The 24,229-nt window shown below is 59.7% G+C and carries 21 protein-coding genes; 12 read left to right on the top strand and 9 right to left on the bottom strand.

Annotation, left to right across the window (positions count from 1 at the left end; translation table 11 throughout):
• The first annotated feature begins 242 nt into the window (after window positions 1-242).
• The 3 genes from GXB78_RS04030 to GXB78_RS04020 all read left to right on the top strand — a co-directional run bounded on the left by GXB78_RS04030 (window position 243) and on the right by GXB78_RS04020 (window position 2,780).
• Window positions 243-425, top strand: coding sequence for a DUF6026 family protein (locus tag GXB78_RS04030; RefSeq protein ID WP_016774671.1), 183 nt, complete (start codon window positions 243-245; stop codon window positions 423-425).
• A gap of 210 nt (window positions 426-635) precedes the next feature.
• Complete coding sequence (locus GXB78_RS04025) at window positions 636-2,378, top strand: phosphoethanolamine transferase CptA (protein WP_329514401.1); 1,743 nt, start codon at window positions 636-638, stop codon at window positions 2,376-2,378.
• Window positions 2,379-2,570: 192 nt separating this feature from the next.
• The gene (locus GXB78_RS04020) at window positions 2,571-2,780 is read left to right on the top strand and encodes a hypothetical protein (protein WP_329514400.1); all 210 of its coding nucleotides are present in this window, start codon (window positions 2,571-2,573) and stop codon (window positions 2,778-2,780) included.
• A gap of 388 nt (window positions 2,781-3,168) precedes the next feature.
• Here GXB78_RS04020 and GXB78_RS04015 read toward each other — a convergent pair whose 3' ends face one another.
• The 3 genes from GXB78_RS04015 to zapE all read right to left on the bottom strand — a co-directional run bounded on the left by GXB78_RS04015 (window position 3,169) and on the right by zapE (window position 5,582).
• The gene (locus tag GXB78_RS04015) at window positions 3,169-3,666 is read right to left on the bottom strand and encodes a GNAT family N-acetyltransferase (protein ID WP_329514399.1); all 498 of its coding nucleotides are present in this window, start codon (window positions 3,664-3,666) and stop codon (window positions 3,169-3,171) included.
• 198 nt (window positions 3,667-3,864) lie between these two features.
• The gene (locus tag GXB78_RS04010) at window positions 3,865-4,446 is read right to left on the bottom strand and encodes a DinB family protein (RefSeq protein ID WP_329514398.1); all 582 of its coding nucleotides are present in this window, start codon (window positions 4,444-4,446) and stop codon (window positions 3,865-3,867) included.
• A 17-nt stretch (window positions 4,447-4,463) separates the two neighbouring features.
• Window positions 4,464-5,582, bottom strand: coding sequence for a cell division protein ZapE (gene zapE, locus GXB78_RS04005; RefSeq protein ID WP_329514397.1), 1,119 nt, complete (start codon window positions 5,580-5,582; stop codon window positions 4,464-4,466).
• A gap of 187 nt (window positions 5,583-5,769) precedes the next feature.
• Between zapE and GXB78_RS04000 the strand changes: the two genes are divergently transcribed.
• Window positions 5,770-7,236: a nucleobase:cation symporter-2 family protein gene (locus GXB78_RS04000; RefSeq protein ID WP_329514396.1), complete on the top strand. Its 1,467-nt coding sequence runs from the start codon at window positions 5,770-5,772 to the stop codon at window positions 7,234-7,236.
• Window positions 7,237-7,301: 65 nt separating this feature from the next.
• Window positions 7,302-7,775: an LEA type 2 family protein gene (locus tag GXB78_RS03995; RefSeq protein WP_073474543.1), complete on the top strand. Its 474-nt coding sequence runs from the start codon at window positions 7,302-7,304 to the stop codon at window positions 7,773-7,775.
• Between the two features lie 147 nt (window positions 7,776-7,922).
• On the opposite strand, the gene GXB78_RS03990 is transcribed toward GXB78_RS03995, so the two are convergent.
• On the bottom strand, window positions 7,923-8,846 hold the full coding sequence (locus GXB78_RS03990) for a carbon-nitrogen hydrolase family protein (protein ID WP_329514395.1): 924 nt from the start codon (window positions 8,844-8,846) through the stop codon (window positions 7,923-7,925).
• 84 nt (window positions 8,847-8,930) lie between these two features.
• Here GXB78_RS03990 and GXB78_RS03985 point away from each other — a divergent pair, with 84 nt between their 5' ends.
• Window positions 8,931-9,845 (top strand): LysR family transcriptional regulator, encoded by a 915-nt coding sequence (locus GXB78_RS03985; protein ID WP_329514394.1) that lies wholly within the window; start codon window positions 8,931-8,933, stop codon window positions 9,843-9,845.
• A 6-nt stretch (window positions 9,846-9,851) separates the two neighbouring features.
• Here GXB78_RS03985 and GXB78_RS03980 read toward each other — a convergent pair whose 3' ends face one another.
• Complete coding sequence (locus tag GXB78_RS03980) at window positions 9,852-10,106, bottom strand: hypothetical protein (RefSeq protein WP_003224595.1); 255 nt, start codon at window positions 10,104-10,106, stop codon at window positions 9,852-9,854.
• Window positions 10,107-10,260: 154 nt separating this feature from the next.
• On the opposite strand from GXB78_RS03980, the gene GXB78_RS03975 reads away from it, so the two are divergent.
• The gene (locus GXB78_RS03975) at window positions 10,261-10,578 is read left to right on the top strand and encodes a DUF883 family protein (RefSeq protein ID WP_329514393.1); all 318 of its coding nucleotides are present in this window, start codon (window positions 10,261-10,263) and stop codon (window positions 10,576-10,578) included.
• A gap of 59 nt (window positions 10,579-10,637) precedes the next feature.
• On the opposite strand, the gene GXB78_RS03970 is transcribed toward GXB78_RS03975, so the two are convergent.
• Window positions 10,638-11,666: an Ldh family oxidoreductase gene (locus tag GXB78_RS03970; RefSeq protein WP_329514392.1), complete on the bottom strand. Its 1,029-nt coding sequence runs from the start codon at window positions 11,664-11,666 to the stop codon at window positions 10,638-10,640.
• A gap of 234 nt (window positions 11,667-11,900) precedes the next feature.
• On the opposite strand from GXB78_RS03970, the gene GXB78_RS03965 reads away from it, so the two are divergent.
• Window positions 11,901-16,748, top strand: a complete 4,848-nt coding sequence (locus GXB78_RS03965) for a dermonecrotic toxin domain-containing protein (RefSeq protein ID WP_329514391.1) — start codon at window positions 11,901-11,903, stop codon at window positions 16,746-16,748.
• Between the two features lie 72 nt (window positions 16,749-16,820).
• On the opposite strand, the gene GXB78_RS03960 is transcribed toward GXB78_RS03965, so the two are convergent.
• Window positions 16,821-17,090, bottom strand: a complete 270-nt coding sequence (locus tag GXB78_RS03960) for a PepSY domain-containing protein (RefSeq protein WP_329514390.1) — start codon at window positions 17,088-17,090, stop codon at window positions 16,821-16,823.
• Window positions 17,091-17,243: 153 nt separating this feature from the next.
• Between GXB78_RS03960 and GXB78_RS03955 the strand changes: the two genes are divergently transcribed.
• The gene (locus GXB78_RS03955; protein WP_329514389.1) at window positions 17,244-18,245 is read left to right on the top strand and encodes a FecR family protein; all 1,002 of its coding nucleotides are present in this window, start codon (window positions 17,244-17,246) and stop codon (window positions 18,243-18,245) included.
• Between the two features lie 54 nt (window positions 18,246-18,299).
• Here the strand turns inward: GXB78_RS03955 and pvdQ are convergent, their stop codons facing one another.
• Entirely contained in the window at window positions 18,300-20,645 is a 2,346-nt protein-coding gene (gene pvdQ, locus GXB78_RS03950; protein ID WP_329514388.1) for a bifunctional acylase PvdQ, read from the bottom strand.
• Between the two features lie 243 nt (window positions 20,646-20,888).
• Between pvdQ and GXB78_RS03945 the strand changes: the two genes are divergently transcribed.
• On the top strand, window positions 20,889-21,266 hold the full coding sequence (locus GXB78_RS03945; protein ID WP_329514387.1) for a fe2+ zn2+ uptake regulation protein: 378 nt from the start codon (window positions 20,889-20,891) through the stop codon (window positions 21,264-21,266).
• Window positions 21,267-21,296: 30 nt separating this feature from the next.
• Here GXB78_RS03945 and GXB78_RS03940 read toward each other — a convergent pair whose 3' ends face one another.
• A complete protein-coding gene (locus GXB78_RS03940; protein WP_016770563.1) occupies window positions 21,297-21,485 on the bottom strand; it encodes a hypothetical protein in 189 nt (62 codons plus the stop codon).
• Window positions 21,486-21,841: 356 nt separating this feature from the next.
• On the opposite strand from GXB78_RS03940, the gene GXB78_RS03935 reads away from it, so the two are divergent.
• Together GXB78_RS03935 and GXB78_RS03930 are read left to right on the top strand one after the other, a co-directional pair.
• Window positions 21,842-23,089 (top strand): MFS transporter, encoded by a 1,248-nt coding sequence (locus GXB78_RS03935; protein ID WP_329514386.1) that lies wholly within the window; start codon window positions 21,842-21,844, stop codon window positions 23,087-23,089.
• 9 nt (window positions 23,090-23,098) lie between these two features.
• On the top strand, window positions 23,099-24,229 hold the full coding sequence (locus GXB78_RS03930) for a LuxE/PaaK family acyltransferase (protein ID WP_329514385.1): 1,131 nt from the start codon (window positions 23,099-23,101) through the stop codon (window positions 24,227-24,229).

Genomic DNA, 24,229 nt, shown 5'->3' with positions numbered 1-24,229 from the left:
TCATTGGTTATAGCCCAACGCGACTGATGGAGGTTAGTCCAGAGCGTTGCGATGAAGTTTCCGGGCATTGTGCCCGATCCAGAGTGATAACGCCCCGAATCCTGCCGAAGACACACCGACCATGAAAAATAAAAAAGTTCCCTTCCAGGGCAAAAGAAATCAAAATTGGCGCCGATAGTAAGTCAAGCGCCTCGGAACGAGGAGTGACTTACAGTTGATGCACGCCATTTGCGAGGTGAGCAATGGGCACAGTACACACAGCAATGCCGCCACAAACCCTCTACGTTACGATCCGTCGCGATGAATTGCGCCAGTTGAAAGACGAGCGCGACCAGTTGAAGCACGAATTGGCGCAATTGCGCGCATTGACCCAAGGCTCGCAGCCGCAACCGCGTCCGGTTGTGCAGCGCGCGCCCCACGCCTGATCTCCGCCTGCTTCGGGAACGGCCCCCGTCGTTCCCGACACGTTGCACCTCTGACCGCCTGACGCGACATAAAAGCGCCGTTTAACAAATCTTTCACATTCCCTTGGGGATACTCCGCCCCATTCTGGCCGTACCTGCGCGTACGGCCTCTGTTCGTCGGTGTCATGGAAGCGTTCCGGCGTGGTTTTGATGATTGAGCTGGAGCGCTGAATGGCATTGTTCAAACGCAGCAAAACGACTGCGAATGGTTTCGATTGGGCCGGATTCATCTGGCTGTTCGTTTTCTTCTGGTACTTCTCCGGTATCACCCAACTGTTGATCCAGCTGACCGGCACATCCGGCTTCACCGGATTCCGCCAGGCGTTCGTGATGAGCGCGCTGTGGCTGGCGCCGATGTTGCTGTTCCCCAAACAGACTCGCCTGCTCGCTGCAATTATCGGCGTGGTGCTGTGGGCCTGCTCGATGGCCAGCCTCGGTTATTTCTTCATTTATCAGCAGGAATTCTCGCAGAGCGTCATCTTCATCATGTTCGAATCGAACGTGTCTGAAGCCGGCGAGTACATGACGCAGTATTTTGCCTGGTGGATGGTCCCGGCATTCCTCGCCCACACCGCGTTCGCATACTTCCTGTGGACACGTCTGCGCCCGGTGTACATGCCGCGCGGCCGCGCCCTGGTCGCTGCAACGGCAATTGTGGTTGCCGTGGTTGGCTACCCGCTGGTCAAGCAAACCCTGCGCATGGGCACCTTTGCCCAAGGCTTCGAGAAATTCGAAACCCGTATCGAACCCGCCGTGCCTTGGCAGATGGCAGTGGCCTACCACCGCTATCAGGAAACCCTCGCCGACATGCAAGGCATGCTCGACAGCGCGAGCAAGATCCCGCCGCTGAAAAACCTCAAGGACGCCTCGGCCGGGCAACCGGCGACTTTGGTGCTGGTGATCGGTGAATCGACCAACCGCCAGCGCATGAGCCTTTACGGTTATCCGCGCAACACCACACCGGAACTGGACAAGCTCAAGGATCAACTGGCGATCTTCGACAACGTCATCACTCCGCGCCCCTACACCATCGAGGCGTTGCAGCAAGTGCTGACCTTCGCCGATGAGCAGAATCCGGATCTGTACCTGTCGACGCCGTCGCTGGTCAGCGTGATGAAACAGGCCGGCTACAAGACGTTCTGGATTACCAACCAACAGACCATGACCAAGCGCAACACCATGCTCACGACCTTCTCCGAGCAGGCCGACGAGCAGGTGTACCTGAACAACAACCGCAACCAGAACGCCGCGCAGTACGACGGTGACGTCATCGAGCCCTTCAACAAGGCTCTGACTGATCCGGCTGAACGCAAACTGATCGTCGTGCACCTGCTCGGCACGCACATGAGTTACCAGTACCGCTATCCGCCGACCTTCGACAAGTTCCAGGATCGCCAGGGCGTACCGGCCGGCGTACGCGATGACCAGTTGCCGACCTACAACAGCTACGACAATGCGGTGCTGTACAACGACTTCGTGGTTTCAAGCCTGATCAAGGACTACGCCAAGTCCGACCCGAATGGCTTCCTGCTGTACCTCTCCGACCACGGCGAAGACGTGTTCGACTCGGCCGGCCACAGCACGCTGGGCCGCAACGAAAACAAACCGACCGCGCCGATGTACACCATCCCCTTCATGGCCTGGGCTTCGCCGAAGTGGAAGGAAAATCACGACTGGAACTTCGCCGGCGACCTCAGCCGCCCGTACAGCAGCTCGCAGTTCATCCACACCTGGGCGGATCTGGCCGGGCTGAGCTCGGATGAACTGGATCGCAGCAAGAGCCTGGTCAGCGACAGCTTCGTACCGCGCAAGCTGCTGATTGGCGATCCGTATCAGACGGCGAAACGGGCGTTGATTGATTTCAGCCTGATGAAGCCCAAACCGCCTGCGCCGGCAGAGGTGGCGCAGAAGTAAAACGACAAAGGGCCTGCGAGGGCCCTTTTTTGTGCATGCTATTGGGTGTGCTGCGGCGGTGATCCATCTGAAACACCCCGCAATATTTGCCCTGAACGGCCGTTAACCCACTGTTAATGGCCGCGACGCAGACTCTCATCCGCGGTCTGCTTCACGGACGAACCGACTCCCACTTGTTCAGTAGGAGGCAACATGAAAACCAGCACAATCATCCTCACCACCCTGCTCACCCTCGGCTCCACCAGCGCCTTCGCCGAAGGCGGTGCCGAGCGCATGCGTTATTACTACGACAATTTCCCGGTCCAGCACGCGCAAGGCGAGCAAAAGGCCGATGTCGGCGCGAAAGAAATTCACGTCCCTGCTGACCAGACGGCGCAGGTGACCGAGTCTTATCGCGACTGAGTTTTATCGAGCAACCGATGGACCTCCCGTGGCTCCGCTCTGGCCCGGGAGATGACAGTTGAGGCGCCCTGATTGGGGGCGCCTTTTTTTATGGTCAGGCAGATATGTGTCCGGCTCATGATCAGCAGTGAATTCGCCCCTCACCCCAGCCCTCTCCCGAGGGAGAGGGAGCCGATCTACGTGGTTTCAGAACCTGCTTTCGGCATGACATTTCAGGTCGGCATATCTGGTTCAAACACCTCGATCAGTCCCCTCTCCCGAGGGAGAGGGAGCCGATTTTGCGCTTTTCAAACCTGAGTTCGGCTCGATGTTTCAGGTCGGTGTATCTCGATCAGTCACTGCGGTCGGTCCCCTCTCCCTCCGGGAGAGGGTTAGGGTGAGGGGCTTTTCAGGCCTGCAAATCCTTTATCCAGAACAGCATTCGTCCGTGATCCGGATTGAACATCCCCGGTGCAAAGCCGAATTTGCGGTATGAACCCTGCGCCACCGCATTGCCTTCCAACACTTCCAGGGTAATTTTGCAGCAACCCCGCTGACGGGCGATCTCTTCAACTTTCTGCAGCATTTTCTGACTAAGTCCCAGGCCGCGAAATTTACCGACCACGGCGACGTCATGAACGTTGACCAGCGGTTTGCAGGCGAAAGTCGAGAAGCCTTCAAAACAGTTGACCAGCCCTGCCGGTTCACCGCCGACGAAGGCCAGCACGCTGAAAGCATGCGGGCGGCGAGCGAGTTCTTCGGGGAGACGGCGCAGCAGGTCTGGGTCAAGGGAATGACCGCCGCCCATGGGGTCCTCGGCATAGTGGTTAAGCACGATGCCAACGGCTTCGGCGTGAACCGGGTTGGTGTAACTGGCCTGAAGTACGAGTATGTCTGCGAAATCCATTTCCATCCCCGATAAGCAAAAAGCCCCGGCGCGCAAGGTGCTTGCTGGAAGGCTGAGGGGGACATTAGCTCGGGTGAGGTGGAGTGAGCAACTTGAAAAGCTCAAGATCAAAAGATCGCAGCCTCGTTGCACTCGTCAGCTCCTACACACAGTTATTTGTAGGAGCTGACGAGTGCAACGAGGCTGCGATCTTTCGCGTCAGTGGCCCCATACAAGTTCTTCCGTCCAGCCCAATTCCAAAAAGTCTTCAGCGCGCAACGCGCTTTCCCCTGCACAGAAAAACTCATCCAGTTGCGGTGGCTTCACCGTCGTGCCGCTGAGCATGGCGTGTACTTGGCCACGATGATGGATCTGGTGTTCGAACAAATGCGAGAGCATGCGCAGGCGGCTGTCATGTTGCGGCGTGTCACGGGCGATGGTGACGATTCTCGACAGATCGGCATCACGCAGTTGCTCGCAATAAGCGATCAGCCGGCGATCGACGCGTGCCTGTTCTTCACGCAGCGTGGCGGCGTCGGTAAACGGCTCGTCCTGATTGAAGAACACGTAGCAATCCGGGTGCGGCTCGTCGCTGCGCAATTCGCGCTCCAGTGCGTCGACGTAGAACCAATCGCAGGTGAGGATGTGATTCAGCGTGAGGCGGATGCTCGGAAAGAAGCTCACCCGTGGCGCGGCGAGCTCGGTGGCGTCGAGCTGGCTCCAGGCCTTGGCCAGGCGATGATTGGCCCAGGCATTCTGGTAGGCCATGGTCAGCAAATGATGGGACAGCGGTTGGCTCATGTCGGTGCCCTCTTCCTTCAAGCGTCGGCGAAACGCTGCAATTGCATCTCCTGCAAACGGCTGAGGGTGCGACGGAACGGAAATTCCAGGTAGCCCTCGGTATACAAGGCCTCCATCGCTACAGCCGCCTCGACGTACAGCGGCACCTTGCGGTCGTAGCACTCGTCGACCAGCGCGATAAAGCGGCGCACACCGTCGTCATGCACCGACAATTGCGGCAGTTCCCGGTCGCCGGCGGCCACGCGCTCGGCGCCGTCCTCGGTGCCGCGTGCGATGCGTCCCTCGCGCTTCTGTGCGCTGAGATTCGGCACTTCGCTCAACAGAATAGCCCGGTAGCGATCACACAGGGCGATGAAGTCCATGGCGGCGAAAGGTTGTTCGCACAGATCGCTGTAACGGCACCACAATACTGATTCACTGGCCTGTACCACGTTAAGCATTCGATGGCCCACGGCGACCGGATCTGCGCTGGCGATTCCACCGCAAAGCAGCGATTCAAACACCGCATCCAGCGTACCTCGCGAATCATCCGCGCTGACAAAGTAGCGCTGTATGACCGCCCCCGGATGCAAGCGATGATCTTCGGCGCCATTCACCGCGACCACCTGCATATGCGCCTTGATCGCGGCAATCGCCGGGACAAATCGATCACGGTTGAAGCCATCGGCATACAGATCATCCGGAGGCAGATTGGACGTGCAAACGATCACCACGCCTTCGTCGAACATGACCTGAAACAGCCGACCGAGAATGATCGCGTCACCGATGTCATTGACGAACAGTTCATCGAAACACAGCACGCGCACTTCGGCGGCCAGCTCTTTGGCCAATGCGCGCAACGGGTCGGCGATGCCGCTGAGTTGAAACGAACGCTGATGCACCCAGCCCATGAAATGATGAAAGTGCTGACGCCGTGCGGGCACGCGCAGGCTCAGGTAGAACTGATCCATCAGCCAGGTCTTGCCGCGCCCAACCGGCCCCCACAGGTACACGCCGCTGACCGAACGGGCACCGGTGTGCAAGGCTTCATGGCATTTTTGCAAGGCCCAGACCGCGTGTTCCTGGGCTTCATCCTGGATGAAACCCTTGTGGTCAACGGCGTGCTGCCAGGCATTGAGGGGGGAGTCGAAAGTCATGCGCGGGAGTATGCCATGGGCGTTTTTCCATTGCTGATCAACGCGCGTGGACGATCATTGTGGGAGCACTGCGGCCGCCAAAACCTGACCTTTCAGGCAGTTATTGCTCGTTGCCCTCACCGCCGGCTTGCGGCATTCTGCGCAGCCATTTTCTGACCCGGCCCCGCCTCGCGGCGCGCACCTGACCATGACCGCCTCCGATAAAGCCCCGCGCAACAACGACCTGATCTACGGCCTCAACGACCGTCCGCACCTGACCGCCACCGTATTCGCTGCGCTGCAACACGTACTGGCCAGTTTCGTCGGCATCATCACCCCGACCCTGATCATGGGCGGCGCCCTCGGTCTGCACAGCGAGATCCCTTACCTGATCAGCATGGCGCTGTTCGTCTCCGGCCTCGGCACCTTTGTCCAGGCCAAGCGCTTCGGCCCGGTGGGTTCCGGTCTGCTCTGCCTGCAAGGCACCAGTTTTTCCTTTATCAGCGTGATTCTCAGTGCCGGGTTCATGGTCAAGGCGCGTGGCGGTGGCACTGACGAAATTCTCTCGACGATCTTCGGCGTGTGCTTTTTCGCAGCGTTCATCGAAGTGGTGCTCAGCCAGTTCATTGGCAAGCTGCGCATGCTGATCACCCCGGTGGTGACCGGCACCATCATTACGCTGATGGGCCTGTCGCTGATCAAAGTAGCAATGACCGACATCGCCGGTGGCTTCGGTGCGCCTGATCTCGGCGCGGCCAGCCATGTGTTTCTCGCGGCGCTGGTGATCGGCACGATCGTGGTGCTGAACCGCGTCGACGTGCCGTTCCTGCGGCTGGGCGCGATCGTCATCGGCCTGACCCTTGGCTACGTCGTGGCCTGGCTGATGGGCACGGTGGATTTCGCGTCGATGCCCGAGGTGCCGCTGGTCAGCGTGCCGGTGCCGTTCAAGTACGGCTTCAACTTCGATTGGGTGGCGTTCGTGCCGGTGGCGGTGATTTTCCTCGTGTCACCGCTGGAAGCGGCCGGCGACCTGACCGCCAACTCGATGATCTCGCGGCAACCGGTCAAAGGCCCGCTGTACATCCGCCGAATCAAATCCGGCCTGCTCGCCGATGGTCTCAACTCGGCCATGGCGGCGGTGTTCAACAGCATGCCGATGGTGACCTTCGCGCAGAACAACGGCGTGATCCAGCTGACCGGCGTGGCCAGCCGTTACGTGGCGTTTTTTATCGCCGGCCTGCTGGTATTGCTCGGTTTGTTCCCGATGATCGGCGCGGTGCTGCAACTGATGCCGAAGCCGGTGCTGGGCGGCGCCGAGCTGGTGATGTTCGGCACCGTCGCCGTGGCCGGGATCAAGATCCTCGCCGAAGCCGGCCTGCATCGACGCAACATGCTGATCGTGGCGATCTCGCTGGGCATGGGCCTGGGTATCGCGGCGGTGCCGGAAGTGTTGCGGGAACTGCCGCAGGCGCTGCGCAACATCTTCGAATCGCCGATCACCGTCGGTGCGTTGTGCGCTATCGTGCTGAACATCTTCCTGCCGGAAGAATTCATCGAGCTGGAAGAAGACGATTTCGACCCGGAAGCCTCGATTCTGCAGGTTATGGAAAATCCCGATGTAACCGCCAAAGCTGAACCCGGCCAGGCGGCGGCTGTCGCACAGTTGAACCGCTGACGTCGGGCCTTGGCAAAAAGGGCTGCGCCGGCGACGGTTCAGCCCTTTTTTGTCGAGAGATTTCTATGCGCCGCGTCCACGCCGTCATCCTGTCGCTCCTGCTGTTGTCGCTCAGTGCCTGCGCGCTATTTCCCAACCGCGACCCGGTGAACATCAACGTGGTCGGCCTCGAACCGTTGCCGAGTCAGGAACTGGAAGTGCGCTTCGCCATCAAGCTGCGCGTGCAGAATCCCAATGAGACGGCGATCGATTACAACGGCATCGCCCTGGATCTTGAAGTCAACGGCCATTCCCTGGCCTCGGGCGTAAGCGATCAGAGTGGCTCGATACCGCGTTTCTCTGAAGCGATTGTCACGGTGCCGGTCAGCGTTTCGGCGTTCTCGTTCCTGCGCCAGACCCTGGGCCTGAGCCAGACGCAAAGCCTCGATAACCTGCCTTACGTGCTGCGCGGCAAGCTGGCCGGCGGGTTGTTTGGCACCATGCGCTTTACCGACAGCGGCAAGTTGAGCTTGCCCAAGGCGAGTGCGGCGACCTGGTAGTCAGCGGACCCAGTCAGCAGAACAACACACACCCCCTGTGGGAGCGAGCCTGCTCGCGAAAGCGGTGGTTCAGGCAACTCCAATATTGAAGGTGCCTAGGTCTTCGCGAGCAGGCTCGCTCCCACAGGTTCTCTACTAGCCCGAAGATCAGGAGTTGAACCGCACCCCCGGCTTCGCCCGCTCGTCAACGCTCAACTCGAACACATCCGGCCGCGCATAGTGGCCGACCACATCGTAGTCATAGCGCGCACGGATCAGTTCATCGGTGTCGATTTGCGCCGTGAGCAATCCCGCCTCGCCACGCAACGGCCCTGCCAACACGTCGCCCATCGGCCCGACGATGACGCTGCCGCCGGCAATCAACGGCCGATCGCCCGGCCAGTTGGCAATGTCCACACCCAATTCATTCGGCGAGGCCTGCACCTGACAAGCGCTGACCACGAAGCAGCGGCCTTCATGGGCGATGTGACGCATGCTGACTTGCCACATCTCGCGCTCATCCACGGTCGGCGCACACCAGACCTCAACGCCCTTGGCATACATCGCCGTGCGCAGCAGCGGCATCATGTTTTCCCAGCAGACCACCGCACCGAGTTTGCCGACCTGGGTGTCGAACACTGGCAGCGTCGAGCCGTCACCCTTGCCCCAGATCAGGCGCTCGGTGCCGGTGGGCATGAGCTTGCGGTGTTTGCCGGTCAGCCCGGCCTGCGGGTCGAAATACAGCACCGTGCAATACAACGTGCTGCCGGCACGCTCGATGACACCGATCACCAGATTGGCCCCGCTGCGCGCTGACAAACCGGCCAGCGCTTCGGTTTCGACGCCGGGTACATCGATGGCGTTGGCGAAATAACGCGCGAAGGCCTCACGCCCCTCCGGCAGCCGATAACCCAACTGGGTGCCAAAACCCTCGCCTTTCGGATAGCCGCCGAGCAACGCTTCCGGCATCACCACCAGCGCAGCGCCGGATTGAATGATCGCGTCCTCCCAACTGAGGATCTGCTTGAGGGTTTCGTCTTTGCCACCGGGCAAGGCGCCGATCTGTAGCGCGGCAACAATCGATTTTGGCATGGTGTTTACTCCATCAGGTTCAGGTGTTGCTGATTCTCCAGCGCCACGCGATCATGAATAAAGCCCTGCCCACTGCTGAATGATATGAGCCAAATGAATATCGCCGACATTGACCTCAACCTGCTCAAAGTCTTCGAAGCGCTGCACGAGGAATCCAGCGCCAGCCGCGCCGCCCTGCGCCTTGGCGTAACGCAATCGGCAGTCAGCGCGGCATTACGCCGCCTGCGCGAGGTGTATGGCGATCAATTGTTCGTGCGCACCGGGCGCGGCCTGGCGCCGACCTTGCAGGCCAACCAGCTGAAACCAGTGATCAGCGATGCGCTGAACAAATGCCGGCAAAGCCTGGCGATGCTCGATCCTGCCGCCAATCAGTATGAGGGTCGCTCGGTAGCTATTGGTCTGTCAGATGATTTTGAAATTGCCTACGGCCGCCGCTTGATCGGGGAAATCGCCCGCCGCGCGCCAAAACTGCGACTGATCTTCCGCCAGACCCACAGCCAGATCGTCGCCCGTGCGTTGATGGAGCGCAGCATCGACCTGGCGATCACTGCTGGCGGATTTGCCGAGCGCCTGCTCAGCCGTCAGGTGTTGGGGGAAGGTGGCTATGCATGCCTCGTCGATCCAGCCAGTCTCGCGCCGGGCCAACAGCAGATCGAATTGCAGGAGTTCGTAGCCCGCGAGCACATTCTGGTGTCGTCGGGCGGCTTTATCGGCATCACCGATGAAGGCTTGGCGGCTGTAGGACTGAGCCGCCGGGTGTGCGCCTCGACCACGCACTTTGCCGCGCTGCCCTTCCTGCTCACGGGCAGCCAAGCCGTGGCGACCATCCCGGCGCATGCCGCACAAAGCATCGCCGCGCTGAGCGGGCTGGCGTTGCTGCCCTGCCCCTTGGCCTTGCCGCGCTATCCGGTGGAACTGGGCTGGCGCACCAGCACGCAGATCGATCCGGTGCTGGTCAAGGTTCGCGAGGCGATTGCCGCCACGTTCGGCCAAGGGTGATGCGCTTTACTTGTTCGCTGCCATCAGGCGATTGACTTCGCTGCGCACCATGTTGGCGAACTCCGGCGGCGACATGCCGTCGAGTTCGGCGCGGACCCATTCGGCCCACTTGCCCTTGCGCTTGGAGCGCTCGCCAAACAGACGCGCGGCTTCGCCTTTGGCTTTGCCCAGATTGTTCTGCCAGAGTTCGAACAGACGGGATTTCTCGTCTTCCAGCGCTGCGCGCTCTGCGAGGGATTTGTCGGCCAGATTGAAACTCATGGGGATTTATCCTGCTGCGTAAAATGGCGACATCTTACACGCTCGGCGGAAATCTCCGGTGCAGGTTTTTCCCTTATGCACGAATGACATGCAACTTTTCGCCGGCCGCTACACTCCATTGGTCACTGTCCATTCACCTGCAAGGAGTCATCCAATGGCCCGTAAAACCGCCTCGCAAGCAGCCGAAGAGCAAATCAAGGATCAGGCTTTCAGCGAGCTTCAGGCTCTGATCGAAGAATCGGACAAACTGCTCAAGAGCAGCGCTTCACTGGTAGGCGAAGAAGCGGAAACGCTGCGTGCACAAATCGCCCAGAAATTGCAGCAGGCGCTGGATTCGGTATCCAACGTGCGCGACCGCACCAAGCCTGCCGTTGAGGCCACCGAGAACTACATCGGCGGCCATCCATGGCAGACCGTGGCCATCTCCGCAGGTTTCGGCCTGGTGGTGGGCCTGCTGCTCGGCCGTCGCTGAGTTCCAGCGCCACAAAAAAAGCGAGCCTTGGGGCTCGCTTTTTTATGCCTTGTGCAAACTCAGTCCCCCGCCAACTCCCGCAACTGCCCCAACGTTTGTTCATCCAGCGCGATGCCCTGCGCTAATGAGCGGGCACGCTGCAAATGCCGCCGATCCCCGGGCAAACGCTTGAGCCCGACCCCGTGCATCTGCCGCACCAGCTCTTCACTGCGCTGGGCGAAACTCTGCCCTGCTGCCTTGCTCGGGTCGATCACGATCAATAGCTGGCCAGTCCATGGGGTCTTCGCGCCAGGATGTTTGGACCAGTCGAACTCAAACGAAAAATTACCGCCGGTCAATGCCGCCGCCAGCAGCTCGACCATCATCGACAGCGCCGAGCCTTTGTGACCGCCAAACGGCAGCAACGCCCCGCCCTCGAGAATCGCCTTGGGGTCCTGCGTCGGCTGGCCGAGGCTGTCAACGCCCATGCCTGCCGGCAGTTTTTCACCTTTGCGCGCGGCGATCTGTACGTCGCCATGGGCAATGGCGCTGGTGGCCAGGTCGAACACAATCGGCGCGGCGTTGGCCCTTGGCGCGGCAAAGGCAATCGGATTGGTGCCGAACAACGGCCGGTCAGCCCCATGGGGTACCACGCAGGTCATGCTGTTGACCACGCTGAGCGCCACCAGACCTTCGTCGGCGAAAGGCTCGACATCCGGCCACAATGCGGCGAAATGATGCGAGTTGCGAATCGCCAGCACCGCGATCCCGGCATGACGGACCTTTTCCACCAGCAAAGACCGGGCCGCTGCCAACGCTGGCTGGGCGAAACCATTCCCGGCATCGACGCGGACAAACCCGGGCGCGACGTCTTCGACCTGAGGCACGGCATGGCCATTGACCCAGCCGCTTTTCAGCGTCGAGACATAACCGGGGATGCGAAACACGCCGTGACTGTGAGCGCCGTCGCGTTCGGCATTGGCGCAGTTGGCGGCCAGTACCCGGGCCACTTCGCTGGAAGTGCCGTGGCGTAGAAAAATCGTTTCAAGCAGTTGCGTCAGTGCGTCGAGAGTTAACGAGGACGAGCCATTATCGTGTAGCGCAGACATCTGAAGCTCCAGAATGATTATTGGAGGGAACAACAGCGTACGGTCGAATTTGCCCGCCGATTAACCCCGTCCCGGCTGCCTACTGTCAACCCTTGAGTCGTTTCCCGGAGTGACCGACGCTGCTGCCTGCATAACTGGAGACGACGCGTGCGGTAACCATGTACCGCAAATGCCCTGAACCCAGGCTCTATCGTTGCCCCCCCGCCCCAAGGCGTCCCGATCAGAGCCCCGATGATGTCCACCCCGACTGTCCCGCTGTTGTTTCCAGACATATTCGATTCACCCGGCCTGCATGCTGAACTGGGTACGGCGCACGGTCTCGACAGCAAAGACTTCGCCTGGCTAATGCACGCGCAACTCGCTACACAGTCGCTGCGCAACAAACAAACCCCGCCGATGCTGGCCGAACGCATCCTGCTCAACGCCGACAAGCAATTGGCCGTGCCTCTGGCCGGCAGTTTCATACTCAGCACCGAGGCGGATGACCAAGGCGTATTTTTTTACACGCCCTACGACGGCCTGAAAAAATTCGATGATCACCACGCGCTGACCGACGCCTTGCAAGCGCGACTCGAGAATGCCGAAGAACGAGATGACCTGCTGGCTTTCCTCACGGTTTCACAGCGCAAGGAACTGGTGGAAAAAAGCGCAATCACCCTGACCCGCGAAACAATCGAAGGTGATGTGTTCGACGACCAGCAATCGGCAATCGGTGATTCCCTGGACAGGAGCGCCCGCGACCTGCTGGACGAGCTCAAGCGCCTGCCATCGCTGGCAACGTTGCTGGAAGATATTCTCGACGAACTCCTACAACCGCATTTTGGCGAGGTTCAACAATCGTTGACCCGGGTCGGTTTCTACGCAGCTACGTCCCCTGACGTGAAACGGTGGGTCGATTCGCTGTCGCTGAGTGAAGCCTTGCTGCTGCATTTTCACCGTCAGGGCTGGCCGCACGGTCAGACCGTTGAATTCAGCCATCCCGCTCGTTCGTTCCGCGAAGATGACCAGTCGGCGTGGACAACTGCGATCACATTCGCATCGGGCAAATTGGCCATGCTGCTGTTTCGACAAATGGAGGTGTACTGGAATGGCGCTTCATTCGAGGGCTCGGCCAGACGGACATTCTTCAGCCAGACGGTACAGGATCAGGCCCGAGCGGATCTGATGATCAAGCGCGAAACGCAGATCCTCACCGCCAGCGAGTTCGCCGCCCTGCACAGTGTGGTCCGTGAGCCCACCGTTGCAGTACGGCGGCCAACGTTCGAAACCGTGTGTCTGAGCGAGGAGACAGCCTGTGTCGAGCTCGCCGGTTCGCTGATGATCAATCATGACAAGGCTTATCTCTATACCCCCAGCCAAGGCCTGCAAGTCCTCACCAATTATGCCGACCTGAAACAGACGCTGACCGCCAAACTGCGGGCGGCCGGACACGAAGACGAGCTGTACGGGTTGATGAATCTGCAAGAGCGCAATCGCTACCTTGGCTTCGCCAACGCACAGGTATCCGGGGAAAACATTGGCGGTGAGATCATGACGACGCTGTTCGAGGCGATCATCACCAAACAACGCCAGAACATTGAATTCGTACTGCGGCGCTTTCGTCAGAGCGAGCGCAGCAACGACATCCATGCACTGTTCGACAAGGCGCTGGATATCCGCTCGATGATTCATGAACGGTTGCTCAAGCTGGACGTCAATCAGCGCTGGAGTACCCGGCCGTTGTTTGCCAGTACCCCGCCATCGTCACGGGTGCAGGCCGACAAGGCGACACAGCAGGCAACGAGTCTGGGACGAACGCTGGACAATCTGACCAGCCACTTCAAAGACCAGCCGACCGCGAACGGCGCGGAACAGCGCGCCTTTTTGGAGGGCATTCTCTGGAAATTCGCGCAGGCGTTCGAGGAAGGCATACGGGCTGAGGCAGACATGCGCAGCCTCGACAGATCATGGCTGGAGGCCGAGCGAAAGATCGTCGACACGGTGTTCGATGCCAGGCATCCGACCCGCCGCGATCGCCAGTCACTCAATGGTTTTCGCCCGGATGCCTGGTCGCTCACCCTCACCTGTGCCGAGTTCAAAGGTGCGCTGCCGCTCGCTCACTGCGTGCTCCTGACCGAGCGCGGCGGCATGGATGTCGCGCACTCCGGACGCGCCATTTTGTGGACACCGGCTCTGGGCCTGGAATTGTTCGCCGATATGGCTATCGCGCAAAAACAATTGCAGCAACGGCTGGACGACAACAATCAGAGCCACACGCTGCTGGACAATCTGCCTGCGGCGCAACATCGACTCGACCAGCAATACACCTTGGGCAGCTTTCAGTTGATTGAGGGCAGTGTGTCCCGCGATCGCATGCAGTCGGCCATTGAACAGTTCCTGGCTGAGTCTGCACAACTGCGCGTCTGTATCAGGGACCAGGACACGCTGCAAACCTACCTTGAGCAAATGAAAAACGCTGTTATCGATACCAATCTGCGTCGCGCCGTAGATCTTGCACGAACCCTTGCCAGTCACCTGGACTATCCCGACTGGCTGCGCATGGCCCCGGCAACGGAGCAGCGCACGCAACTCGCATTGCTGGATGAACTGCGCCACGCCTTTGTCGATGGCAAGGATTTCCTCGCGGAAGTCCCGCCGCTGGCCACTTACATCGAGCAGACGCTGAAAACCCTGCTCGACGCCCGATTCCCAGGCAACGGGCTCAAGCCACAGGACATCCGGATTACCCCGAATCTGACACTGGCCGGCCCTGCCTGCGACCTGCTGGAATTTGCCTTGCATCACTACAACGTCGTGCAGGGCAGCGGATTCAAAGTGGCCTCGAAAACAGCCACAGCGTTACCGAAAAATTTTGCCCAGTCCGCCGTGCGGCAACTCCTGCAATCTCTTGACGTGGCCACAACCTACACCGCGAAAGTGACCGCAGCGCTGTCAGCCGACAGCGCGTCTGCACGCATCAGCAAAGAACGGTTCTTGCGCCAGTTGCCCTGGCAACTGATGCAGCACGCCCATTCGATGAAGTTGCAACAACAACTTTCGGCTACCGGCTACGATTACATTTGCCAGGTTCTCGACATGCCGGACGCGATAGCGCGAGCCACGGTCGAGGGGGCTCACGCCACCGTCTACCCGTTATCGTTGGTCAAGACCGCAGGCGCTGATTGCGTCGACACGCTCGGGCTGTATGTCTTCGGTCCCGGCGCAGGGCAAACAGGCCCCCGGGTCCTCTATGCGCCCTACTCCAAGTATGTATTTCGCGAGTTCGAGAACGAAGCGCAGGTGATCGATGCGTTGAACACCCCCGGGCATTTTCAGGATCTGATCATCCGACGTCTGCCCGACGCTCAGCAGGCGGTGTTCAAGAGTCTGTTGAAAACCACTATCGGCAAAGCCAGTGAAATCACGCTCAAGGGCAGCCCCATCAATGGCAACGTGCTCGAACAGTTGCACAAGGACACCCTGAAACTTCTGCCGCAACTGCTGCGTAGCCAGCCACAGATCAATGCTCAAGCGGATTGGGAGGCGGCAAAAAGTCTGTTCAGTCATGGCGTCCGCCTGGTGCCGAATTTATTGCCGGGAAAACTCGCCTCGCTGTTTTTTCTGTGGCAAAGCTACCAGGACTTCAAGGCGTCCGCTGAAGACCTTCAGGATCACCATTGGGCGAAAGCCCTGAAAAGCTTTATCGCGGGGGCAATCTCCCTGTTCAGCCTGGGGCGCTTGTCCTGGGAAACCGAGGCGGATACGGCAGCTTCCGAATTCGTCGCTGATGCGCAGACAAACACGGCTACCGACACGACGGTAAAAACAGCCTCGCGTTGGGCAAAAGCGCCACCCGTCACACCCACTCGCGTCGACTTGCAACCTTTTGAAACCAGCACGGCGCTGGAAAATCTCAAGCTTGACGCCGGCAACCTGGTCTATGGCGATTCGTCGACATCGCAGAAATACGCAGCCATTGCTGGCAAGGTGTATCCCGTCGTGCAGGCCGGGAAAAGCTGGTATTTGCGCAAAAAAGACGGCGGCCGGGGGCCGGCACTTGAGGAGAAAGAATCCCGGCTTGTCGTGGTACGCGCCGCCCGGACGGTTTATCGCTGCCGATCGAAACAACGTGACCCTGTTCAACACGAAATCGAGCAAAACCGCTCAATCGAGATGCATATCCAGGCGAGAGGTATGGCCCAGATCAACCGTCGCTATCCGGCGAGGGCTTTCGTGATACAGCAAGCGGTAAACCGTGCAAGAGAATACGCAGTCAATTGTCTGCACAACTTCGTTGTACATCGCGACAATCTGGGCGGCACACGGGTGGAGACGGTGCTGAAAGAGTTTTTTGAGGTCTCTCGGATAACGCCCATGATCCTCACAAAACTGGAGAAGGTGATTACTCCTCTCTGTTGCGAGCTGACAAACCCGCAAGATGACCTGCTCTACACTGAGCGCTTTTTCGCTGGTTTGAACGCAATCCCTGGCGACACTACCGTCGCGTTTGTGTTCAAACAGGACAAACGAAGAATCATCCACCTCACTGAGCTGTTCTTCAATCCTGGGATGGACGCGTACACTGAGTTCTTACCGTTCCGGTACAACGTTGACTCCCATGCACGGGCGGTCACGCTGATCCACGAACTTTCGCATCTGGTTTGCGACAGTGACGATCTGGTCCATTTACAGGCAATGGGCCCTTGCGCAAGAATGATCGACACGACAACGGCAAGGGGACAAAGTGTCAAGGATAGTCTTGACCGTCAGCGACGATCATTGTCCCGCCATACCCAGCTGTCGCGTCTGTTCGCAGTGACAAGCGACAATAATGCCTGGATTGACATGGATCAGGTGCCGTCGCGTGCCGAAGATTACAAACGAATACTCAGTCTTACCAAAAGCCACAACCTTGCAGACGCACGTCGAGCGTTCCGCAGTGCTGTATCCGCAGAAGCACGCATCGACGTCATGCTGGCCAACGCCGACTCGATCGCGTTGCTCATCTGCGAATTGGGCCAGCAGCTCGACCCGCTTGTGTCAGCCATACCGTTACCGGCACCGGTTTCAAACAAGGCGGGATCCTCAGCAACGTCGCCATGAAGCGGAAAAAAATGCGCTGGCATGACACCAGCGCATTGCTCATGACAAAAGTCAGTGAGGGATTACGAGCAGTTAATCCTTCTGATCGCGCAACACGTTGCCCGAGGCGCCGTCGATGCGGAACTCATAGACACTGCCATCGGCCTTGCGCCCTTCACCTTCCCAGTAACCGTCATTGTCGGCGCCGATCTCATAGACCTCGACATAACCTGCCTTGGTCTTGGCAACTTCGATGGCTTTCTCGATGGTGATCCAGCCAGCGCCTGGCTTGTCCGCCAGGGCAGCACCGGCGCTGAGCAAACCGGCGGTGGCAATCAGGGCTACGAATGTCTTTTTGATCATTTTTTCACTCCATTTATGGATAGTAGGCAGTTGCTTCCTGTTTTTTTGGGTGCCACAGGGAAAAATAAGTTCCACGTTGATGGGTAAATGCCATGACGGATGTTCTCGGCAGCCTGCCGGCGAGGTTAGAATGAGCGAAATCAGGACGAGTCAATGACCCAAGACACTCTCTCGGAAGCCGAATACGATGCGATCACCGATGCCGCCGCGCAGTGGTGCATGCGCCTGCATGCTGCTGACTGCACGGACGAGGAGCGTCGCGCTTTTGAAACCTGGCACGATGCGCATCCTTTGCATGCTTTCGAATACGAAGCCATGCAGGAAATCTGGGAAGTCGCCGGGGACCTGCCGCGCACCGAGCCGGGTGAGCTCGCCGCGCAACGCAAGCCATTGCGTTCGTGGCGCAGGTTCGCGGTCATTGCCGGGGCCTGCGCCCTCGCCCTGCCGCTCGCAGCCTACAGCGGCTGGAGTCTGGGCTGGTTGCCCAACAGTTATCAGCATTACGCCGCCACCGACAGTGTGCGTCAGGTCACCCTCAGTGACGGCAGCCAGCTGGAACTCAACCTCAACACCGACCTGACCTTCAGCAATTACAAACACGAACGTCGCGTCACCCTGAACAAGGGCGAGGCCTTTTTCAGCGTCAGTCACGACACCGGGCATCCATTCGTGGTGCGTGCCGGCGAAGGCAGGATCCGCGTGACCGGCACCCGGTTCAACGTGTGGATGTACGAAGATCAGGTGCGGGTCAATCTGCTCGAAGGTTCGGTGCTGGTCAGCAGCAACCGCGATCTGCCGGGCGACGGCCTGCGCCTGAGTCCTTCGATGCAGGCGCGCTACCGGCATGGCGATTACACGCCGCAAATCAGCCAGACCTACCCAGGCGACACCTCGCTGGCGTGGCGCAGCGGTCGCTTGATACTCGACAACCTCGCGCTGCACGACGCCCTGCCGTTGATCAATCGTTATCTCGACAAGCCGTTGATGCTCGCCGACACCAGCACCGGCGCGATCCGCGTGGGCGGTGTCTACAACATCAAAGAGATGAACAACCTCGCCAACAGCCTGCCGAAAGTGCTGCCGGTCTACCTGACCCGCAACAAGGAAGGCAATCCGGTGATCAACTCGATGCCGCAGCGCCCGCCGAAAAGCTGAAGGCCGCGTCCCTTGCGGGAGGCGGCCTTCGTTTGTTTCAGGCTATGACAGTTGTTACTGCGCGGCCACTTTTCCTGCCTGATCCTGTGCCTGCTGAATGGTCTGCACCTGGTAGTGCGGATCCGCCTTGATCTGCTGCTCAGTGAATGGCAGGACACTCCACTGCTTCTTCGAAAACGCCTCAGTCTGATCGCGCGAGTATTTCGACGCCGGATCACTGGATAACGAGAACGCCAGCAGCCCTTGGGCATGCGGGCCCTTTTCGTCGAAGCTCACCACTTGCAGATAACTGGTGCCGCTGACCACCTCAAGTTTGCCGTCATCGCGGGGCACGCTTTGCATCGCATTGTAGATGCCCAGGGTACCCGGCCCGCCATGAATCGGCGTTTGCCGCCCGCCGCTGCTGACCACTTGAATGTCGCCCAAGTGCGTGTCTGCTTTCAGGCCCATTTTGCCGGTCAGTTCGACCGACGCCAGCATCGCCTCGCGCAGCGCTTTGGCAACCGCCGGTTGCTCGACTGCCAGACCACGCGGGGTGTTTTGCGCATCGGCCGGATCGAACGCGACGCGCCAGATCTCCGGCGCTTCGAGCAGCGCTTGCATGATGTTCTGGAAATGCACCAGACCCGGCCCGGAATCCAGATTGGCGCGGCTGTCCCAGGCTTTGAGGCTGGTGCAGGCAGGCTTCAGCGTCGTGGCATCGCTGCCCAGACCGGATTCGCAGAACTTCAGCAGATCGGGCATGACCTGCGCAGCCAGATAGACCTGATCATCCATCACCATGTGCTGCAGATCCTTGACCGCCAGCGTGCCTTTTTTGCTCAGATCACTCAGGCGATCGAGGGCGAATCGCGAGCGCAGTCCCAGCGGTTGGCCGTCCTGGCTGATCAGCGGCGAATAGCCGGTGAGCGGTTGCGCCGGGTTGGCCAGCCATGCGGAATCGTTGGAATGCTGAACGAAATCCTTGCGCAGCAATTGCGGCAACTGGCTGGACGCAAATATGCCCTTCTGCGCCGCTTGCGGGTCAATGTCCCAGGCACAATCGCTGTTGGAACCGTCGAGGACAATCATGCGCAGACCAAGGCGTGGGTCGCTGCATTTGGCCAGTTTTTGCGCGCTGACGTTCGGCACCACCGACAGGTTCATGTACAGCGTCTGGCCTTTGTCATCCACCGCCAGGGTGTTGACCCACGGGATGCCCTGAATATTGTGCACTGCGTTTTGCAGATCCTTGAGATTGCTGGCCTGGTTCATCGCGTACCACTGCTTGAGTACGCGATCGTTATCCAGGTTGGCATCGCGCAAGCTGTAGGCGAATTGCTTGTCCCAGTCGAGCTTGCCGGGCCATTGCACAATCGGGCCGAACTGCGAGCTATAGATGTCGCGCGTCACCGGTACGAGCTGGCCGTCAGCCTGCTTGACCTGCACGGTGACCGTCTGTTTGCTCAGCGGCAGCGACTTGCCGTCCAGCAGATACCTAGTCGGATCCTTTGGATCGAGTTGCAGGCGATACAGCGTGAAGTGCTTCGATGAATCGACGGTATGGGTCCAGGCCAGATGCTGGTTGAAGCCGATATTAATCATCGGCAGGCCCGGCAACGCAGCACCCATGACATCGAGTTTGCCGGGGATGGTCAGGTGCATCTGATAGAAGCGCATCCCTCCGACCCAAGGGAAATGCGGGTTGGCCAGCAGCATGCCGCGGCCGTTGAAGGAGCGCTCGCTGCCGACTGCCACGGCGTTGCTGCCGCGATCCAGGGCGAAACGCTGCTGACGTGCGTCGGCCAACTGAAAGGCCTGGGCGTCGCGCTCGATCTGCGCTGTAGCTTGCGGCGGTGTCGCGCCGGCAAGGGCTTCGGCGAACTGCCCTACCCCACCCTCCACCAACAGGCGCCGCGTCAGTCTGACCAGATCCGCGGCACCGATATCGCGTACCCATTCACCCTGACATTGTGGCGGCAGCCCTTGCTGACGGCGTTCGGCCAAATAGCGGTTGTACCCGGCGGCATAGCCCTCGACCAAGTCACGGACCTGAACCGGTTGCGCCTGCCAGAAGGTTTCCACCGCTTCAGGAGTATTGAGCCAGGTGAAGAACACATCACTGACGCGGTTTTCCCGTTGCTCGACCGTGAACTGCTCCGGACCGAAATAACGCGAGCGCTGACCATTGACGGTCACGATCTCGTTGGCCAGCAGGCACAGGTTGTCCTGGGCGTAGGCGTAACCGATGCCGAAACCCAGACCGCGTTCGTTCTCGGCACGAATGTGCGGCACACCAAAACTGGTGCGGCGAATATCGGCGCGGGTGTCCGCAGCCGGACTCAGCGCATGGGCCGACAGGCTCAGCCCGAAAAAGGTGCCGGCAAGGGCCAGCCCGGTGAGTTGCCTGGAAATAATCACGCTCGCTCCTGATCGAAAGGTCGATTGCCCCTGCGTCCACGCGCAATGAGCCTGTCGAAGAAACGAAGCCGGGGAAAAAAATTTAGCCGGCCACCCATCAAGGCAATGCAGGTATCACAAGGCCGAGACGAATTAGCGACGAAATTTCTACATCTTTTCTTTCATGATTTGTCGTGCTGAAACGTCTTGTTTAGAGAGCGCAACAAAACCTTTCCCGATCTGGCTCTGAAAAGGAGTAATCGCATGTACAACTCGCAACTACCATCGGACGGTAGCCAGACGCCACAGGGCGTTTCCATGAGCTCGCACACCGGCAATTTCGCCCAGCGCGGCGAGCGTCCGGGCAATGAGCGTATCCGCGTTCTATTGAAAAGCTTCGGCCTGCGCACCAGCCTGATTCGCCTGAAAGTCATCGATGCCCTGCTCGTGGCGGCACAGAGCAATCGTCGCCTCGGCGTACGTGGTGTGCATAGCCAGTTGCTCGACCTGGACGTGCCGTTGTCCTTTCTCAGCGTCCGCGAAGTGCTTAAACGCTTGTGCGCCGAAGGCGTGATCACCTTCAACGCCGACAAGAGTTACAGCCTGCACCCGCAGGCTGCAGCGGTCCTCAATCACGATTGAGGCCACCAATGAGGCCATGAGTGCTCGCCGTCAGGGCTTGACCTTGCGGCGCATCACACCGTTGATCACCACCACAACCACGGCGACGCCAATCGCGACGTACTGGAAGGTCTTCTCGGTGATCATGCCGGCGTTTTGCAGCCAGGACAGGCCCAGCATGATCGCCAGGACGGACAGGGCGATCAGAATCGAATAAATCAAGCGTTGCTTCTGGGTCATTGCGGTTTCCTGGAACGTTGAATTGTTTCCGTTTGCAGGCCATGGGCTTTCCGGATTACGGGGATGCGTCGGGGCAAACGGGAACTCATGTTACCGCCGCTGAAGGTTTTTGGCTGCATGGCCGCCCAACTCGAGACAAGGCCCGCCCGGTCGATATACCGCAAACAATGCCAGCGCTGTCGCGAGCATTGTTGTTCTGCCCGCCATGGCAGTCAGGTAAACGTTTTTTGCGCTGCGCCAACTCTTTAAACATGTCGTAAGTTTTTGAAATCTGCTGACGCAGCAAACGGCTAGGTCGGTAACGCCTCTGCGCCTAGGCTCTGCGAACTTCCTACAACTGATAAACAGGGATGTTCATGCAGAGAACACTTATAAACATCGGCCCCGGACAGGTCGCAGGATTCTGTCTGGCGCTGACCGCTTTCGAGCTGCTCACCTACATGGCCAGCGACGTGATCATGCCGGCGATGCTCGACGTCACCACCGACCTTGAGGCGGACGCGCGGCATGTTCCCCATGCATTCAATCTTTATCTGTTGGGTGGCGTTTGCCTGCAATGGTTGCTCGGGCCCCTTTCCGATCGGTTCGGCCGCAGGCCACTGTTGTTGAACGGCAGCGCGCTGTTCGGCGTGGCCTGCGCGGCAGCCTTTTTCACCGCCAGTATTGAAGCGTTCAACCTGTTGCGACTGTTGCAAGGCATGGGCCTGGGATTTGTCGTCGCGGTGAGCTACCCGGCGTTGCAGGAGGTGTTTTGCGAAGCCGACGCCGTCAGGCTGATGGCGTTGCTCGGCAATGTAGCGTTGTTGTCGCCGCTGCTCGGGCCGCTACTGGGGATTGTGTTGCTGGAATGGCTGAGCTGGCGGGAAATCTTTCTCATGCTTGGATTCGTTGCGGCGCTGGTCTGGCTCGGTCTGTTCTTGTGGATGCCGGAAACCGTCGGCGTCGAGCGCCGCGATGGTCAGCGAACGGCCCGAGTGCCCTTTTCCTGGCGCCTCACTTCCCGGCGCTACGGCGCATTGTTCGGCAACCCGCGTTTCCTCTGCGCCAGCCTGGCGCTCGGCCTGATGAGTCTGCCGCTGATCGCCTGGATCGGTCTGGCGCCGTTGCTGCTGGTGCGGGTGCTGGAACTGTCGCCGCTGGAATATGGCCTGTGGCAGATCCCGGTGTTCTCGGCGGTCATTGCCGGCAATCTGATTCTTGACCGCTTGCTGCAAACCCACTCATTGCAGCAATTGATTCAACTGGCGCTGTGGCCGTTCTGCCTGGGTCTGCTACTGCTGGCGGTCTGCGCACTGCTCGGCGCGGGACTGGGGTTGGTGGTCGCCAGCCTGGCTGTGTACGCCGTCGGGCTGGGCATGAGCAACGCCGCGGTGTATCGCCTGGCGCTGTTTTCCAGTGATGACAGCAAAGGTCTGGTCTCGGCGCTGACCGGCATGATCTCGATTGCCGTCATGGGGCTCGGCGGTTCGCTGATTGCAACCATCGGTGGCGGCAGCCGTCTGGAATTCTTCGCTCTCTGGGCCGCGTTCGGCGGGCTGATGTGCCTGCCCCTGGTGTACCGGCTCCTGCAAACCCCCACGCCTGATGTGGCCCCGCCTCAATAAGGAACACCAATGACTTGCTTACCCCATGCCGACGCGCTGTGCGCGTTGACGCAACCCTATTGCCTGAATTCAGCCCCGCCCGGTCTGTTTGATCGGGCGATGACTGAAATCAGCCGCTTCCACTGCGAACACACGCCCGGTTACGCCCATTGGCTCAATGCCCACGGGCTGACGCCGCAAGACCTCGACAGTCTTGACGACTGGTCGCGCCTGCCGCCGATCTTCGCCAGTTTCTTCAAGCTACACCTGCTGCTCAGCAGCACGGGCGCAGACGCCCTCGAACTGACTTCGTCGGGCACCAGCGGGCAGAAGAGCCGCATGCGTTACGACGAACGCAGCCTGGCGCGGGCGCAATTCATGGTCACGCAGATCTTCCGCCATTACGGCTGGGACACTCCCGATACGCCATGCAATTACCTGTTGTTGAGCTACGAACCCGAAGGCCGCATCACCTTGGGTACCTCGTTTACCGACCAGTTTCTCTGTCGGTTTGCCCCGGCCAATCGCGTGGTCTACGCGCTGCGCAACACCGGTCGAGGTCATCAGTTCGATGCGTTTGGCGTGATCGCGGCATTGCAGTCGTTCGCTGAAGAAGGTTTGCCGGTGCGGATTTTCGGCTTCCCGGCGTTTCTCTGGCAGACCCTGCAACGCATGCAGGATACCGCTGTGCAGGATGTACAACTGCCGGCCGGTTCGCTGGTTTTTTTTGGCGGTGGCTGGAAAACCCAGGCCGCACAGGAAATCCCCAAACAGCAGCTCTACGCCAGTATCCACCGGCAACTCGGCATCGAACCCGAGCGCTGCCGCGACGGTTACGGCGCTGTCGAGCACGCCGTGCCGTACATCGAATGCAACCGTCACCGCTTTCATGTGCCGGTGTACTCGCGGGTGCTGATCCGCGACCCGGCGGACTTTTCCCTGCTGCCCTACGGCCAGCAAGGTCTGCTCGGCTTTGTCTCGCCTTATATCTCGTCCAGTCCTGCCCACGCCGTGGTCATGAGCGACCTGGCAACGCTGCACCCGGGCGCAAGCTGCGGCTGCGGCCTGACCAGCGACTGGTTCGAACTGCACGGCCGCGCCGGCACTACGGCGGGCAGAAGCTGCGCAATGGCCGCCGCCGATTTACTGGGAAGTCACTGA

This window comes from Pseudomonas moraviensis subsp. stanleyae (assembly GCF_036283065.1).
Classification (GTDB): domain Bacteria; phylum Pseudomonadota; class Gammaproteobacteria; order Pseudomonadales; family Pseudomonadaceae; genus Aquipseudomonas; species Aquipseudomonas stanleyae.
The sequence above is the reverse complement of the archived record's forward strand: the minus strand, read 5'-3'. Positions and strand labels throughout refer to the sequence as shown.

What these genes read in the sequence shown, in the direction of transcription:
- GXB78_RS04020 (WP_329514400.1), top strand. Translation starts at nt 2,571, where the DNA reads ATGAAAACCAGCACAATCATCCTCACCACCCTGCTCACCCTCGGCTCC.
- GXB78_RS04010 (WP_329514398.1), bottom strand. Translation starts at nt 4,446, where the DNA reads ATGAGCCAACCGCTGTCCCATCATTTGCTGACCATGGCCTACCAGAAT.
- GXB78_RS03955 (WP_329514389.1), top strand. Translation starts at nt 17,244, where the DNA reads ATGACCCAAGACACTCTCTCGGAAGCCGAATACGATGCGATCACCGAT.
- GXB78_RS04025 (WP_329514401.1), top strand. Translation starts at nt 636, where the DNA reads ATGGCATTGTTCAAACGCAGCAAAACGACTGCGAATGGTTTCGATTGG.
- GXB78_RS03985 (WP_329514394.1), top strand. Translation starts at nt 8,931, where the DNA reads ATGAGCCAAATGAATATCGCCGACATTGACCTCAACCTGCTCAAAGTC.
- GXB78_RS04000 (WP_329514396.1), top strand. Translation starts at nt 5,770, where the DNA reads ATGACCGCCTCCGATAAAGCCCCGCGCAACAACGACCTGATCTACGGC.
- GXB78_RS03990 (WP_329514395.1), bottom strand. Translation starts at nt 8,846, where the DNA reads ATGCCAAAATCGATTGTTGCCGCGCTACAGATCGGCGCCTTGCCCGGT.
- GXB78_RS03995 (WP_073474543.1), top strand. Translation starts at nt 7,302, where the DNA reads ATGCGCCGCGTCCACGCCGTCATCCTGTCGCTCCTGCTGTTGTCGCTC.
- GXB78_RS03960 (WP_329514390.1), bottom strand. Translation starts at nt 17,090, where the DNA reads ATGATCAAAAAGACATTCGTAGCCCTGATTGCCACCGCCGGTTTGCTC.
- zapE (WP_329514397.1), bottom strand. Translation starts at nt 5,582, where the DNA reads ATGACTTTCGACTCCCCCCTCAATGCCTGGCAGCACGCCGTTGACCAC.
- GXB78_RS03945 (WP_329514387.1), top strand. Translation starts at nt 20,889, where the DNA reads ATGTACAACTCGCAACTACCATCGGACGGTAGCCAGACGCCACAGGGC.
- GXB78_RS03965 (WP_329514391.1), top strand. Translation starts at nt 11,901, where the DNA reads ATGTCCACCCCGACTGTCCCGCTGTTGTTTCCAGACATATTCGATTCA.
- GXB78_RS03930 (WP_329514385.1), top strand. Translation starts at nt 23,099, where the DNA reads ATGACTTGCTTACCCCATGCCGACGCGCTGTGCGCGTTGACGCAACCC.
- GXB78_RS04015 (WP_329514399.1), bottom strand. Translation starts at nt 3,666, where the DNA reads ATGGATTTCGCAGACATACTCGTACTTCAGGCCAGTTACACCAACCCG.
- GXB78_RS03980 (WP_003224595.1), bottom strand. Translation starts at nt 10,106, where the DNA reads ATGAGTTTCAATCTGGCCGACAAATCCCTCGCAGAGCGCGCAGCGCTG.
- GXB78_RS03970 (WP_329514392.1), bottom strand. Translation starts at nt 11,666, where the DNA reads ATGTCTGCGCTACACGATAATGGCTCGTCCTCGTTAACTCTCGACGCA.
- GXB78_RS04030 (WP_016774671.1), top strand. Translation starts at nt 243, where the DNA reads ATGGGCACAGTACACACAGCAATGCCGCCACAAACCCTCTACGTTACG.
- GXB78_RS03940 (WP_016770563.1), bottom strand. Translation starts at nt 21,485, where the DNA reads ATGACCCAGAAGCAACGCTTGATTTATTCGATTCTGATCGCCCTGTCC.
- GXB78_RS03935 (WP_329514386.1), top strand. Translation starts at nt 21,842, where the DNA reads ATGCAGAGAACACTTATAAACATCGGCCCCGGACAGGTCGCAGGATTC.
- GXB78_RS03975 (WP_329514393.1), top strand. Translation starts at nt 10,261, where the DNA reads ATGGCCCGTAAAACCGCCTCGCAAGCAGCCGAAGAGCAAATCAAGGAT.